Source organism: Streptomyces katrae, assembly GCF_002028425.1.
In the GTDB taxonomy this organism is placed as follows: domain Bacteria; phylum Actinomycetota; class Actinomycetes; order Streptomycetales; family Streptomycetaceae; genus Streptomyces; species Streptomyces katrae_A.
This window is the reverse complement of the sequence record NZ_CP020042.1, coordinates 89,554-101,817: the sequence shown is the minus strand read 5'-3', so window position 1 is coordinate 101,817 and position 12,264 is coordinate 89,554. Positions and strand designations below refer to the sequence as shown.

General features: G+C 70.2%; 10 protein-coding genes and 2 pseudogenes. 7 read left to right on the top strand and 5 right to left on the bottom strand.

From position 1 onward, the window contains the following. Positions 1-29 precede the first annotated feature (29 nt). From B4U46_RS00540 to B4U46_RS00515, 4 genes are all read left to right on the top strand, one after another. On the top strand, positions 30-248 hold the full coding sequence (locus B4U46_RS00540; protein ID WP_079423081.1) for a hypothetical protein: 219 nt from the start codon (positions 30-32) through the stop codon (positions 246-248). After that, positions 235-1,626 (top strand): amidase, encoded by a 1,392-nt coding sequence (locus B4U46_RS00535; protein ID WP_079423079.1) that lies wholly within the window; start codon positions 235-237, stop codon positions 1,624-1,626. Before B4U46_RS00540 ends, B4U46_RS00535 begins: the two co-directional genes overlap by 14 nt. A 578-nt stretch (positions 1,627-2,204) precedes the next feature. Beyond that, positions 2,205-3,143: a pyridoxamine 5'-phosphate oxidase family protein gene (locus B4U46_RS00530; RefSeq protein WP_079423078.1), complete on the top strand. Its 939-nt coding sequence runs from the start codon at positions 2,205-2,207 to the stop codon at positions 3,141-3,143. A 553-nt stretch (positions 3,144-3,696) separates the two neighbouring features. Further along, positions 3,697-5,385 carry an ATP-binding protein gene (locus B4U46_RS00515; RefSeq protein ID WP_420543171.1) on the top strand — a complete coding sequence of 563 codons (1,689 nt, stop codon included), beginning with the start codon at positions 3,697-3,699 and terminating at the stop codon, positions 5,383-5,385. On the opposite strand, the pseudogene B4U46_RS00510 reads toward B4U46_RS00515, so the two are convergent. From B4U46_RS00510 to B4U46_RS00500, 3 genes and pseudogenes are all read right to left on the bottom strand, one after another. Then, positions 5,327-6,005, bottom strand: a pseudogene (locus B4U46_RS00510) (site-specific integrase); the annotation flags it as partial. The gene B4U46_RS00515 and the pseudogene B4U46_RS00510 overlap by 59 nt on opposite strands. A gap of 271 nt (positions 6,006-6,276) precedes the next feature. Next, positions 6,277-6,786, bottom strand: a complete 510-nt coding sequence (locus B4U46_RS00505; protein WP_079423072.1) for a hypothetical protein — start codon at positions 6,784-6,786, stop codon at positions 6,277-6,279. A gap of 43 nt (positions 6,787-6,829) precedes the next feature. Continuing rightward, positions 6,830-8,179, bottom strand: a complete 1,350-nt coding sequence (locus B4U46_RS00500; RefSeq protein ID WP_107438188.1) for a tyrosine-type recombinase/integrase — start codon at positions 8,177-8,179, stop codon at positions 6,830-6,832. A gap of 382 nt (positions 8,180-8,561) precedes the next feature. Here B4U46_RS00500 and B4U46_RS00495 point away from each other — a divergent pair, with 382 nt between their 5' ends. Continuing rightward, positions 8,562-8,744, top strand: coding sequence for a hypothetical protein (locus tag B4U46_RS00495; protein WP_185117360.1), 183 nt, complete (start codon positions 8,562-8,564; stop codon positions 8,742-8,744). 801 nt (positions 8,745-9,545) lie between these two features. On the opposite strand, the gene B4U46_RS37125 is transcribed toward B4U46_RS00495, so the two are convergent. Further along, positions 9,546-10,478, bottom strand: coding sequence for a hypothetical protein (locus B4U46_RS37125; RefSeq protein WP_123995963.1), 933 nt, complete (start codon positions 10,476-10,478; stop codon positions 9,546-9,548). Positions 10,479-10,756: 278 nt separating this feature from the next. Continuing rightward, positions 10,757-11,223, bottom strand: a pseudogene (locus B4U46_RS00490) (IS5 family transposase); the annotation flags it as partial. 244 nt (positions 11,224-11,467) lie between these two features. Between B4U46_RS00490 and B4U46_RS00485 the strand changes: the two are divergent. Next, a complete protein-coding gene (locus B4U46_RS00485) occupies positions 11,468-11,722 on the top strand; it encodes a hypothetical protein (RefSeq protein WP_100864434.1) in 255 nt (84 codons plus the stop codon). Next, positions 11,719-12,237, top strand: a complete 519-nt coding sequence (locus tag B4U46_RS00480) for an NUDIX domain-containing protein (protein WP_079423068.1) — start codon at positions 11,719-11,721, stop codon at positions 12,235-12,237. Before B4U46_RS00485 ends, B4U46_RS00480 begins: the two co-directional genes overlap by 4 nt. Positions 12,238-12,264 lie beyond the last annotated feature (27 nt).

Genomic DNA, 12,264 nt, shown 5'->3' with positions numbered 1-12,264 from the left:
TCCCCACCCCCACCGAAAGGGAGAACCCCATGGCCGCTGACGAACTCACCCCACCCGAGGCCGCCCGCTGGGCCGCCCGAACCGGACTGGTCCTGCCCGCCGAACGCCACGCGGCCGTCGCCGCAGTCGCCAACCACATCCACAGCGTCGTCAAGGTCCTCCGCGAGCTGGACTTCGCGGACGTCCCGCCCGCCGCCGCCTACCGTGCCGCACAGCACGAGGAAGAGAAGCGCGATGCAACCGTATGAACTGTCCCTCGCCGCCGCCGCGGACGCGATCCGTGCCCGGCGCCTGTCCCCCGTCGAACTGGTCGACTCCGTACTCGACCGCATCGAGGAGGCGGAGCCGCACCTCGGCGCCTACGTCACCGTCACGGCGGAGCAGGCGCGCCGGTCGGCCGGCGAAGCCGCACACGAAGTGGCGCACGGCCGCCACCGGGGACCGCTGCACGGCATCCCGATGGGGCTCAAAGACCTGATCGACGTCGAGGGGATGGCCACCTCGGCAAGCTCCCGGGTCCGCACCGGCCACCGCGCGGCAGCGGACAGCACGGTCGCCGCACGTCTGAGCGCGGCCGGTGCGATCCTGCTCGGCAAGACCCACACCCACGAATTCGCGTTCGGCCTGACCACCCCGCAGACCCGCAACGCCTGGGACCGCGGCCGGGTCGCCGGCGGCTCCAGCGGCGGCTCCGCGGTCGCCGTGGCCTCGGGCACCGCCACCTTCGCCCTGGGCACCGACACCGGCGGGTCCATCCGGGTGCCCGCCGCGCTCAACGGGGTCGTCGGCCTCAAGCCGACCTACGGGCTCGTCCCCCGTCACGGCGTCACCTCCCTGTCGTGGTCGCTGGACCACGTCGGCCCGATCACCCGCACCGTCGAGGACGCCGCCCTGGTCCTGACCGCGCTGGCCGGACACGACCCGCGCGACCCCGCCTCGCTGTCCGTGCCCGCCGCGGACTACCGGCCCCCGGCCGGCACGGACCTGACCGGGCTGCGCATCGGCCTGCCGCGCACCTACTACTTCGACCACGTCCACCCGCAGGTGGAGACCACCGTCCGGCACGCCGTCGCACAACTGGAAGCCCTGGGCGCGCGAATCGTCGAAGTCGACATCCCGATGACCCGCTACGTCCAGGCCACCCAGTGGGGCCTGATGGTGCCCGAAGCCGCCGCCTACCACGAGGGCAGCCTGCGTACGGTCCCCGAGCGGTACCAGGAGGACGTCCGCATCCTCCTGGAGGCCGGCGAGCTGATGAGCGCCGGTGACTACCTGCGCGCCCAGCGCTCGCGCACGCTCATGCGCGCGGAGTGGGCACGGATGCTGGAGGAGGTCGACGTGATCGCCGCCCCGAGCGTACCCATGCCCGCCGTCATGGCCGGCGAGGAGACCGTCACCTGGCCCGACGGCACCGTCGAGAGCGTCTCCGACGCCTACGTACGACTCTGCGCCCCCGCCAACATCACCGGAGTGCCCGCCCTGACCGTTCCGGTCGGCCACGACGCGACGGGCCTGCCCATCGGCATGCAGCTGCTCGGCCGGCCCCTCGGAGAGCCCGCGCTCCTGCGGGTCGGCCACGCCTACGAACAGACCCAGCCCAGCCAGGCACTCGCCACCTCCGCCTGACCTGCCGCGCTGCCCGGCCCCGCACGCAACGTCCGCAGCCCACGCCCCGGGGCGTGCATCCGAGCAGGACGCCACCCTGAGCGCCGCGGGCACCGAGGTGCGCCGGGAGACCATCGAGGCCTCGACGTGCCGGGCGCCACGACGGCCGACGCCGGCTGCGCCGTCCATCTGGCGTTGGACCACGACTTCCGGCCCACAGCCAGCTTGGCGAGCTGATGCCGCATCATCGCGTGCAGTGCCCCCCTGGCGTTGGCGTTGGCGTTGGCGCGCGGACAGGACGCCGACGAAGCGGACGACCGTGGCGTTGGCCCATGCCAGTGGTTCCCCGAGCGGGCCGAAACCTCATCGGCAGGCGCCGGTGGGGAAGGGAGCCGACCCTCACCGGCGACGGCAAGTCGGTGCCAAGTGCGTGCCAAGAGGTGGCAGGGACCGTGTCGTAACCGCTGTCGGCAATCGATCCTGGAGCGAACGAGCGTGTCTCCCAGCAGTGCCCCCCGAGGCCCCCACATCCACCCGAAGGGCCTGGTCCACCGTGTCTCCCGCCGGACATCCGCCCTCCTGGCAGTCGGAGCGGCGCGATGACCCTGCTCGACTCCGCACCGCCCGGCGCCCTGGACGCCTACCGGACCTGCGAGTTCGTCACCCTGGCGAAGGACGGGACACCGCTGGTCTGGCCGACGGCGGTGGCACGCCGCGAGGACGGGACGCTGCTGCTGACCACCTCGCTCGCATTCGCGCAGAAGGCGCTCAACATACGGCGCGACGGCCGGGTGGCCCTGCTCTTCTCCGACCCGACAGGCAGCGGTCTCGAACACGCACCGCAGATCTTCGTCAGCGGCCGCGCCGAGTGCCCGGACACGGTCATGGCAGGCCCGCGAGGTGCCGAGGAGTACTGGCGCACGCTTTTCGAGCGGCAGCCGCACAGCCGCTCGTACCTCAGGATTCCCATGAGGCCGCTGATGTCCTGGTACTACCTGCGCCTGCTCATCACGGTCGAGCCGGAGCAGGTCGTCGTACGGCCGCCTCTGGACGAGCTGCTGACCGACGGCCTGCCGCCCGCCGCGCCCGGTCCGTGGCAGCTGCCCGGCTCCGAACAGCTGGGGCGCATGCCCTCGGCGGTGTTCGCCGCCCGCAGCGCCTCGGGGGCACCGGTCCTGGCCCGCACCCGCCCGCGGCCCACGCGGTCGGGCTACCTGGTCGAGGTGCCGTCGAACTGCCCGGTCGAGCCGGGACCGGCCAGCCTCCTGGTCCACCGGCACGACGAACTGCTCAATCACATGTACAACGCGCTGGTGCGCGGCGACCTGCGGCGGACCCGTGCCGGATGGCTCCTGGAGCCCTCCAGTGTGGTCGAACCTATGGGCTCGGGCCGCGCGAGCGACGCTCTGCGGGTCCTGAACCGGACGAAGCGGTCCACCGACCGCTACCTGCGGCTCCGCGGCCTGCGCCGCCCGAAGGTGCAGTGGGACCGGTTCCGCTCGCTCGCGGAACCGGTGCCGCGGACGGACGGGAGCTGAGGGTGCGCAGCCGGCCGGGCTGCCCGGAAGGAGGCCGCGTGCACAGGCTGCTGAGCCGGATCGCCAGGGGCTTCACCCGGTTGCGGCGCCACCCGTCCCGTCCACCGCTCCTGGTAGGGGCCGATCGGGCGCGCCTGGGGACGGTGATGCGGTCCCCGCACCACTGACGAACGGTCCGTCTACGATGGGCTTGTCATGATCACATTGAAGGTTCTCGGCGCGTTCCGGGCCGAGGCCGACGGCCGTCCGGTCGACACGCGGGGCCGCCTCGCACGGATGGTGCTTGTGCAGCTGCTGGTCGCCCGCGGGTCGGTCGTACCCACGGAGCGCATCATCGAGAGGCTGTGGCCCACGAGCGTCCCGCCGAGCGCGCAGGCATCGCTCCACGCCTACACCGCGCGCCTGCGGCGCGCCCTCGAACCGCGACGGCCGCCCCGCACCCCGGCACGGGTCCTGGTGAGCGCACCCTACGGCTACGCCCTCGCCGTGGAGCGGGACGCGGTGGACGCCTGGGTGTTCAAGGACCAGGTGGCCGCCGGCTCGGAGGCGGGCCCTGCCTGCCCACGTCGCCGCCGAGAGCCTGACCCGGGCGCTCGCGACGTGGGGCGGGCAGCCGTACGCCGAGTTCGCGGACGAGCCGTGGACCGCAGGCGAGCGCGCCCGCCTGGAGGAGCTGCACCGCACCGCCCGCGAGCGGCTCGCCGGGGCCCAGCAGCGCTGCGGGCAGGCCGCGCAGGCGCTCTCCGACGCGCGGGCGCTGACCCGGGAGCAGCCGCTTCACGAGGAGGGCTGGCGGCTCCTGGCCCTGGCACTGTGGGCCCGCGACCGCCAGGGCGACGCCCTGGCCTCGCTGCGGCAGGCCCGGCGCGTCCTGGGCGAGGAACTCGGTGTCGAACCCGGACCCGCCCTGCTGGAGCTGGAACAGGCGCTGTTGCACCAGCGGTTCGACCTCCTCCACCGGGAGACCGGCGGATCCGGCGTACCCGCCGTTCCTGCCGCGCTCGCCGTTCCCGCCCTGCCCGACGCGCGGCCACCGGCGGCGCCCCTCGCTGCGGAGGCGGCGGTGGCTCCGGCCGCGCCCACCCGGCACGGATGCCCCGCCGCACCGACGGTACTCACGCCCGGTCGCCTCCTCGGCCGCGACGAAGAGATCGCCCGGCTCGCCGCCGCCGCGGACCGGGCACGCGGCGGCCGGGCACAGGTGGTCCTGGTCTCCGGAGAGGCCGGCCTCGGCAAGTCCAGCCTCCTGGAGGCCGCCCTCCGGCAACTGCCCCCTCAGGGCTGGGTAGCCGCCTTCGGACAGTGCCCGGAGACCGGGGGCGCCCCGCCCGGCCGGGCCTGGTTCGACATGCTGCCCGCCCTCGCGCAGGCCGCCCCACCGGGCTCCTACGCCGAGGAGCTGGCTCCCCTCCTGGCCCCCGGTACCGAGACCGCCTCCGGGCAGCCGGACGGCAGCCCCGCCCGGCGCTTCCGGCTCCACCGGGCGCTGCTCGGCCGGCTCCGTGAGACGGCCCTGCGGCAACCGCTGGCCGTTTTCCTGGACGACCTGCACCGCGGCGACCAGGAGAGCGTCGAGCTTTTCCTGCTCTGCGCCGAACAGCTGCGCGACGTACCGCTGCTGCTGGTGGGCTCGTACCGCACCGGCGAGGGCGACCTGACCGTCGCACTGGCCCGTCTCGCCCCCCGCCCGCCCCTGCGCATGGCCCTCGCCGGGCTGTCGGACACCCAGGCGAAGGCGCTGCTGCGGCGCACGGCCTCCGGCATGAGCGACCGGGCCGCGGCGGCCCTGGCCGAACGGGCCGGCGGGAACCCCTTCCACCTGCGCGAGAGCTGGCTCCTGCTGGCCGGCGAGGGCGAGGAGAAGGCGCTGGGCAGTATCCCGCAGGGCGTCCAGGACGTGCTGCGCCGCCGGCTGGCCCTGCTCGCGCCGGCCGTCACGGCCGGGCTGCGCCTGGCGGCCGTCGCCGGACGCGAGGCCCCCGTCGCCCTCCTGGTCCACGCGGCGGACCACGACGCGGACCAACTCCGCGACGCCCTGGACGCGGGCATCGCCCCGGGCCTGCTCACCGAACCGCGACCGGGCACGGTCCGCTTCAGCCACGCCCTGGTACGTGACGCCCTGGAAGCCGACTTCACCCGCCTGCGGCTGGCCCGCATGCACTCCCGGCTGGGCAGGAGCCTGATCGCCCTGGGCTCCGACGACGTCGCCGCGACGGCCGCGGCCCGCGGGTGCGGCCCTTGAGGAGCCTGGGCAGCAGACGCGCGGTGCCGGCGTCCCAGTACACGGTCTCCAGCACGTAGTCCTCGCGCACCTGTCCCCGGCGGCGGGACTTGGTCCGGGCGCCCTTCGCCTTGACCAGGCAGCGGCGCCCGGCGAAGTCCAAGTCCTCGATGTTCACGCCGAGGACTTCCTCCGCCCGCCCGGCGGTCTCGTAGAGCATCCGCCACAGCGTCTTCTCCCGCAGATGTACCTCACGGCGCGCGACCAGCCGGTCGATCGCCATCTTCGAGCGGGCCGGGGTCTCGGAGTCCGGCACCGCCAGCCGCTTCGCCCAGGCCGGGACCATTGGCTCCTCATAGCCGCGCTCACGGCACCAGCCGAGCCAGGACAGCACCCCCGCCCGGCGGGAGTTCCAGGTGTTCACCGCCGCGGTGCCCCACAGCAGTTCCAGGGCCTCGCCGATCTCGTCGTCCGCGACCGACGCTAGCGGCCGGGCCTCGCCTGAGCCGATCGGCGGTCTTGCCCACCCCGATCCCGTAGTTCCGGACTGTGTTCGAGTTACCGAGCGAGTCGAGGAACACGTCCGCCGCCGCGCGGACGGTCAACGCCTTCCCGGTCGGCAGCTGTACGACGGTGGGCACTGCTTCCCCTTTGCCACAGATAACAGGGCCGCTTCACGTGGCGGCCGGAGAGCGTCACCGCAGGTGACGGATCAAGCTACCGCAATATTGGGGTGTTATCCGTGGGACGACTTCAGGCAGGTCCGGCAACCGATGGTCCGTCAGCCGCCCACCAGGCCCGACGGACCCTTAGCGCCGGTTTTCGTTCCGATGTTCCTCAACCCCCATGAGGTCCGTGGGTTCAGTGAAACTGAAGCTCGTTCAGTGGAACTCGGGGGTCGGTCCGTGTGCATCAGCTGGGGATGTCCGTGGGTTCGGTGGGAACGCGGGGGTGGGCTGCGAGGCGGCGGGCTTCGGCCGTGACCTCGGCATCGACCTGGTCCACGGTTCTGTCGCCGTATTCGAGGATGGCGTACTCGTCATCGAGCTCAGCAAGCCGTTCTGTCAGGGGCAGCTCATGTCCGTAGCGCTGATGAATCCGGAAAGTGAGCTCCCATGGTTTCAGCTCGCCGGCGAGCATGCGTCGTGCGAGCGCTCGCGCGGCGGCTTCTTGGCCGGCCTCGCTGGCGACTGGATGGAAGGTGAGGCCGAGTTCGTCAAGTGCTGGGGGAAGCAAGTCGTGGACGTCGTAGTCCGCCTCGGCACGGGTGCAGGCGGCGAGGATTCGAAGGCCGGGGGTATCGAGTCCCGCGACGAGCGCATCACAGGCGGCATTGACGACATCGCTCGCACTGATTTCCCCCACACTCCAGAGAGCGGCATGGTCCTGTAGAGCGATTGCTGCTGCTTCGGTCGACGTCACTCGCCCATGATTGCTTTCAGGGCGCGTCCCGGTCGAACAGGTTTCATCGAAGTTGCTGTTCAGCGGCCTGGTGCAGCAGCACCCGTGCGGAGTCCGCGTAGCGCATTGCCGTCTTCTCATCGAGCCCGAACACCTCGGCGAGGTGGAGCGGGCCGGGCCCGTGGGTCAGGGCTTCTTCGAGCTGTCGGTCGACGCGGAGCCGCTCCAGGGTGGCGTCCTGTCCGCGCATCGGTGCGCTGGTCCAGTGGTTGCTGGCCCGGCGGATCGTGTTGGCGGTCTGGTTGTTGATCAGCAGGTGGAGGTTTGCGGTGCTCGGCCAACGGTGGCGCCGGTGGTCCAGCCAGTCCGTCAGGAGTTTCAGGGTGAGGTCGTCGAGCGGGCGGGCGCGTCCGGCGATGGTCAGTCGGCGGTTGCCGAGATCTACGTCATCGAGCGTGAGAGTGGCGATCTGGGCGACCCGGGCGGCGTGGACCGCCGCGAGGGCGAGGATAAGCCGTGCCGCCGGGGTGGTCGCCGCCGCGACGGAGCGCTCGACCTGCTCGGGGAGGAGCGGTTGCAGCACGGCGTACTCGTATTGCCCGACCTTGATCCGGCTGGTGGGGTTGCGGAAGATCAGCCCGTTCCGCTTGGCCCAGGTGAACAGGGGCCGCAGGGCGACGAGCTGATCATGCCGATGGTGGCCGTCCGCGGATTTCATGTGGGCGAGGACGTCGCCGCGGGTCACTTCCCGCAGGTGATCGCAGCGGTTTGACCACTCCAGCAAGGCCGGGCGGACACGGTTGAGGGAGAGCCAGACCGTGCCCTCCCGTCGCGGGAGGCTGCGGGGGCCGCCGCCGCGCAGGACTCGGGTCCAGCGCTCGGCTTCCGAGCGGATGCCGGGTGCGAGTCCTTCCAGGCGTCCGACGAGCCAGCGCTCGAAGGACGGTTCGCTGTCGTCCTCAAAGATCCCCATCTCCTCCAGGACCGTGACGATGTGGCCGACGGGCAGGTCCAGGGCCCGTAGCGGGGAGAAGATCTCCGTGTGCCGGATGACGTCGCCTTCGACGTGACCTGTGAGGACGACGGCCAGGCCCCGGTTGACGGCGAAGCGGATGTTGCGTCCCCAGCCGCGGGCCTCGGCGAGCCGGTGGGCGAGGTACTTCGCCCTGGCCAGCCACGGGCTGGCCAGGGCGGCGTCGGCCGGGTCGAGCCGACCGAAGTGCCGGGGGATCTGCTCGAACAGCAGCGGCTGCCGCCAGCCGGGGTCCGGACGCCAGGCCGGAGCGGGAGGCGGTTTGCGCGCGGGGCCACGCCGTCCTCCCTTCCGCTGGGCTGGGGACGTCGGCCTTCTGCGGTAGTGCATTCCGACGAAGAACAGCTGTTGGTGCCGGACGGCGGCGAGCCGCTCCCGCACGTTCGTTCCATCCGAGGGATGGCCATCGGCTGCCTTCGCTCCGAAGCCGGCCTGGCACCAGCACAAACGGCAGTAGTCCCACTTCAACGGGTGGACGCGATGGAGCCGCCGCGTACTGCCGCGTCGCGCCCCCGGCCGAACATGTAGCAGGTGTGGCAGAGCTGTCCGCGGAAGTCGCCCCAGGCGAGGCAGCTCGGGCAGGAACTGGTGGGCTTGACATAGCCCTTCGGGAAGCGTGCCACCAGCTCACTCCGGCGGCAGCGACCGGCCGTCCCGGCGCTTGGGGATCACCTTCGGCGTAACGATCCCTGAGCCGACAACGGCCCGAGCCGTCTTTTCCCAGGTAGGCGATCTCGTCCGGGTCGGCCCCGCCCATCGCCCAATGGTCGAGGGTGTCCGGGCCCAGCGGCTGTTCGACGCCCGCGATCAGGGCGCCACCGAGCAGCAGCTCTTGGACATTGCCGCGCAGGGCCTGGGTCACCACTACTTCCGCGACAACGGCCGCCGCGCCCGCGACCTGGACGTGGAGTTCACCGACGTCCAAGAGATCCAGATCGACCTCTAGCCCGCCACGCACCAGGGCCCCGAAAGGCTGGCACGGTTCGGGGCCCTCTCACATGCCGCTCCCGGGTCAGCCGGTGGCGGCCTGTCCGTCTGCCATCGCCTTCCGCGCCTGCTGCCAGCCCTCGTACGTAGTGGCGTGCAGCGTCTCCATCCGCGTGAGCGCCTTTGCGCGCCGCGGATGCGTTCGAGGTAGACGCCCTGGTGCAGCAGGTGCCGCTTGAGGTATTCGGCGCTGACAGGCCCGGTTCCCAGAGCGGTTTTCGCGTTGATCAATACGTGCCGGTTGGGAGTCTTCGGCCAGGTGATGCGACGCTGGACGAGCCAGGCCAGCAGGGTCTGATGAGACAGTTCGCCAAGCGTTGGGCGTGTCCGGCGATGGTGATCCGGCGGTTGGGAAGGTCGAGGTCGTCCAAGGTGAGGCGTGATGGCCGTAGCGGGGGCGGCGTGGACGGCGGCAAGGGCTACGATCAGCCGTTGCGCTGGGATGGCGGCGATCCGCTGGAAGGTCTTCACCCGGGGGCGTCGTAGAGCTGCTGGGCGAGTCCGACCTGGTCGGCCGTGAGCTTCGGCCGGCGCCCGCCGACCCGGCCGCGGGCCAGCGCAGAGGAACGCACGGTTTCCACCATCACGAGCACGTCACAGATCACGGCAGCCCAGAACCCCGATGCAACCCATATCCGTTGTTTTCGCGGCCGATGATCCGTCTACCCCCCAAGCTGCGGACGGGGCGTTCTTCCCTAGCCGCCCGAGCGGCGCTGGCCCATCGACCCGCGCCGATGGGAGTGTGCTGGCTCGTGAGGTGTCAGGACTGGAACTGCGCCACCTGCAGAACGGGCATGTTGCAGGACAACCCCGCATTCGCATGCGTATCTACTTCAAACCCCTGATTCGCTTCCACCGCTGTAAGACAGGCAACCCAGACGAAGTACTGGCGCCTATTGGTTACCAACACCTCGAACGCAGAACCGTCGCCTCCGGAGATGGTCCCTCTGTGATCTTGCGCTCCGGAAGGGTTCAACTCGGCGCGCTGCCAAAGTGTGATGGATTTATTTCCGTCGGTTCTGGGGTCGCCGCCACTTGTTAGATCCCGGCTCTGGACAATGATGTGAAGGAAGCCTGCTGCTTTGGCCCACCTCTGCTCATGAGTAGCCGGGTTGTAGATACGATGTGTGAGGATGTCAGTACCGGACCAGTTGACATATGGCTGAATCACCATGCGGGACGCTGGCGATGACGCCGTTACATACACACCCACCCCTGCGAAGGCGTGCTGTACGCCACTGATCGTATAGCGTTCCGCCCAAAACGTCCCAGTCCGGACGTCGGCTTTGGCGTCACCGTTAAAGCCGTCCCCGTCAATCAGCCGCCATGTCAACCTATAGCGGTCAGAGGCCCCCGTGCCGTCGACATCGGGCTGGTAGGGAGTACTCACGAGGTCTATGCGGTCCTGCGCCAGCACGAGCGGCGGGATCTTCCCGGACAATGTTGTCGCGTGTGGCCACTTGGCCGTGAGAGCTTCGACCTCGGCCGACATGCGACTCGCCAGTGCCTTGACATCTTTCGAGAAGTTAGTTCGAAGCTGCTGCTGAGCGGGAGGCAGGGATAGCGGCGGAGGATAGGCAGTGTCCTCTTGCTCGGCCAGGATCGCCCCCAGTCGACTTGCTGGTCCGGGCGCACCTAGCTCCTCCTCTATGTCAGCGATTGCTTGCTTGTCTCGGTCGTCGCAACTTGTCATCTCTGCCTCCTGCAAAACGTTCCTGTAGCAGCAGGACCCCCAGCAAGCCATGCGCCCCCATGGGTATGAGAAAATCAGGCAGGCGCCAAAATGGCATCACAGAACCGTGACCGTGGCGTCCTCCGGACGCGTGCGTCGCTCTTCTATAGGCAGAGCGGTGACGCGTCTTATCTCAAGCGTCCCACTCCGACCAGAAGTTGACAACCCGAGCCACGCTTTGTTGGTCCATTCTTCCAGCTCCCACCGGAGATGCCGAGGGGCCAGTATTATTGATCATTTCAGAATGAGGTTCGGAGTCTTCGCAAGCAGATGGTGCTGCACGCGAGTTGGAGCAGTCCGAGGTGGAGGTCGGCTCGTATCTCGTAGCGGATCCGGAGGTGTTTGAATTGGTGGAGCCAGGCGAAGGTTCGCTCGACGACCCATCTGGTCTGGCCCAGGCCGGATCCGTGGGCGGTGCCCTTGCGGGCGATCTTCGGCGTGACGCCACGGGCTCGGAGCAGGCGTCGGTACTTGTCGTAGTCGTAGCCGCGGTCGGCGAACAGCCGCCGTGGCCGGTGGCGGGGCCGGCCCACCAGGCCGCGGATGGGGGGATCGTGTCCAGCAGGGGCATGAGCTGAGTGACGTCGTGACGGTTTCCGCTGGTCACCGACACTGCGAGGGGTGTTCCGTGCCGGTCGGTGATCAGGTGGTGCTTGCTGCCGGGGCGCCCGCGGTCGACCGGCGAAGGTCCGGTGTGAGCCCCCCTAATCCAGTGCGTAAGCAGATGGCCCGGGACCAACGGGTTCGAAGCCGCCCAGCGCGACCTGGAAACCGCCCCAGACGCAGAGCACCCCTGGCTCAGCCCCTTCGACGCGGCTGCCCTGGCGAGCGAGTCGGCACTGATCCTCCGCGACCTCGACCAGCTCGACCAGGCGCTGACCGAAGCCGAACAGGCCGTGGCACTGCGCGAGACAGGGCGGGCACGGTCTCTCGCTCTCCGCCAGATCACCGTGGTCGACATCCAGGTACGCCGCAAAGAACTGGACGCAGCTGTCCATGCCGCCCACGTCCTGCTGGGCACGAGCCCCACCCTGGGCTCGGTACGTGTCCTCCAGCAGCTTGACGAACTCCGCCGGCTGCTGGAGTCGTACAAGGGGTATCCGCTCGTACGCGAGTACCTGGTTCGCTTCGACGACGCACGCAGAGCGAGAAGGCTGCTCCTGGCCGATCTCATCCTGCCGAACTCGGGAGGCATCCCGGCATGAGGCCCACCCCGACGCCCTCCGACCCTGACGCGTGGAACGCCTACCTCGCCGAGGGCAACGCCCGACAGGCCCGCAAGCGTGTGGCCGCCGACGTGCTGCTGAAGGACACCTCCGGGCACGTGCTCCTGGTGAGCCCCACCTACAAACCGGGGTGGGACCTGCCCGGAGGCATGGCGGAGGCGAACGAGCCTCCCGAGGACGCGGCGACCCGGGAGCTCGTCGAAGAGCTCGGGCTGAGGGTGACCATACGCGGGCTGCTGGTCATCGACTGGGTCGCCCCCCACGGACCCTGGGACGATCAGATCGCGTTCATCTTCAACGGGGGCACACTCGCCCCCGACCAAGCCGCCCGGTTGACCCCGCAGGACGACGAACTCGCCGAAGCCGCGTTCCTTCCACCAGAAGCCGCCCGGGAACGACTCGGAGACCGCATCCGGCCACGCTTCACAGCAGCTCTGCACGCCCTCGCGGACGGGCATACCCGCTACCTCCGCAACGGGGAGAGCTCCCAGTAGCAGCGGAGCCCAAGGACACGGAGATCG

What these genes read in the sequence shown, in the direction of transcription:
- B4U46_RS00540 (WP_079423081.1), top strand. Translation starts at nt 30, where the DNA reads ATGGCCGCTGACGAACTCACCCCACCCGAGGCCGCCCGCTGGGCCGCC.
- B4U46_RS00535 (WP_079423079.1), top strand. Translation starts at nt 235, where the DNA reads ATGCAACCGTATGAACTGTCCCTCGCCGCCGCCGCGGACGCGATCCGT.
- B4U46_RS00530 (WP_079423078.1), top strand. Translation starts at nt 2,205, where the DNA reads ATGACCCTGCTCGACTCCGCACCGCCCGGCGCCCTGGACGCCTACCGG.
- B4U46_RS00495 (WP_185117360.1), top strand. Translation starts at nt 8,562, where the DNA reads ATGGTCGAGGGTGTCCGGGCCCAGCGGCTGTTCGACGCCCGCGATCAG.
- B4U46_RS37125 (WP_123995963.1), bottom strand. Translation starts at nt 10,478, where the DNA reads ATGACAAGTTGCGACGACCGAGACAAGCAAGCAATCGCTGACATAGAG.
- B4U46_RS00480 (WP_079423068.1), top strand. Translation starts at nt 11,719, where the DNA reads ATGAGGCCCACCCCGACGCCCTCCGACCCTGACGCGTGGAACGCCTAC.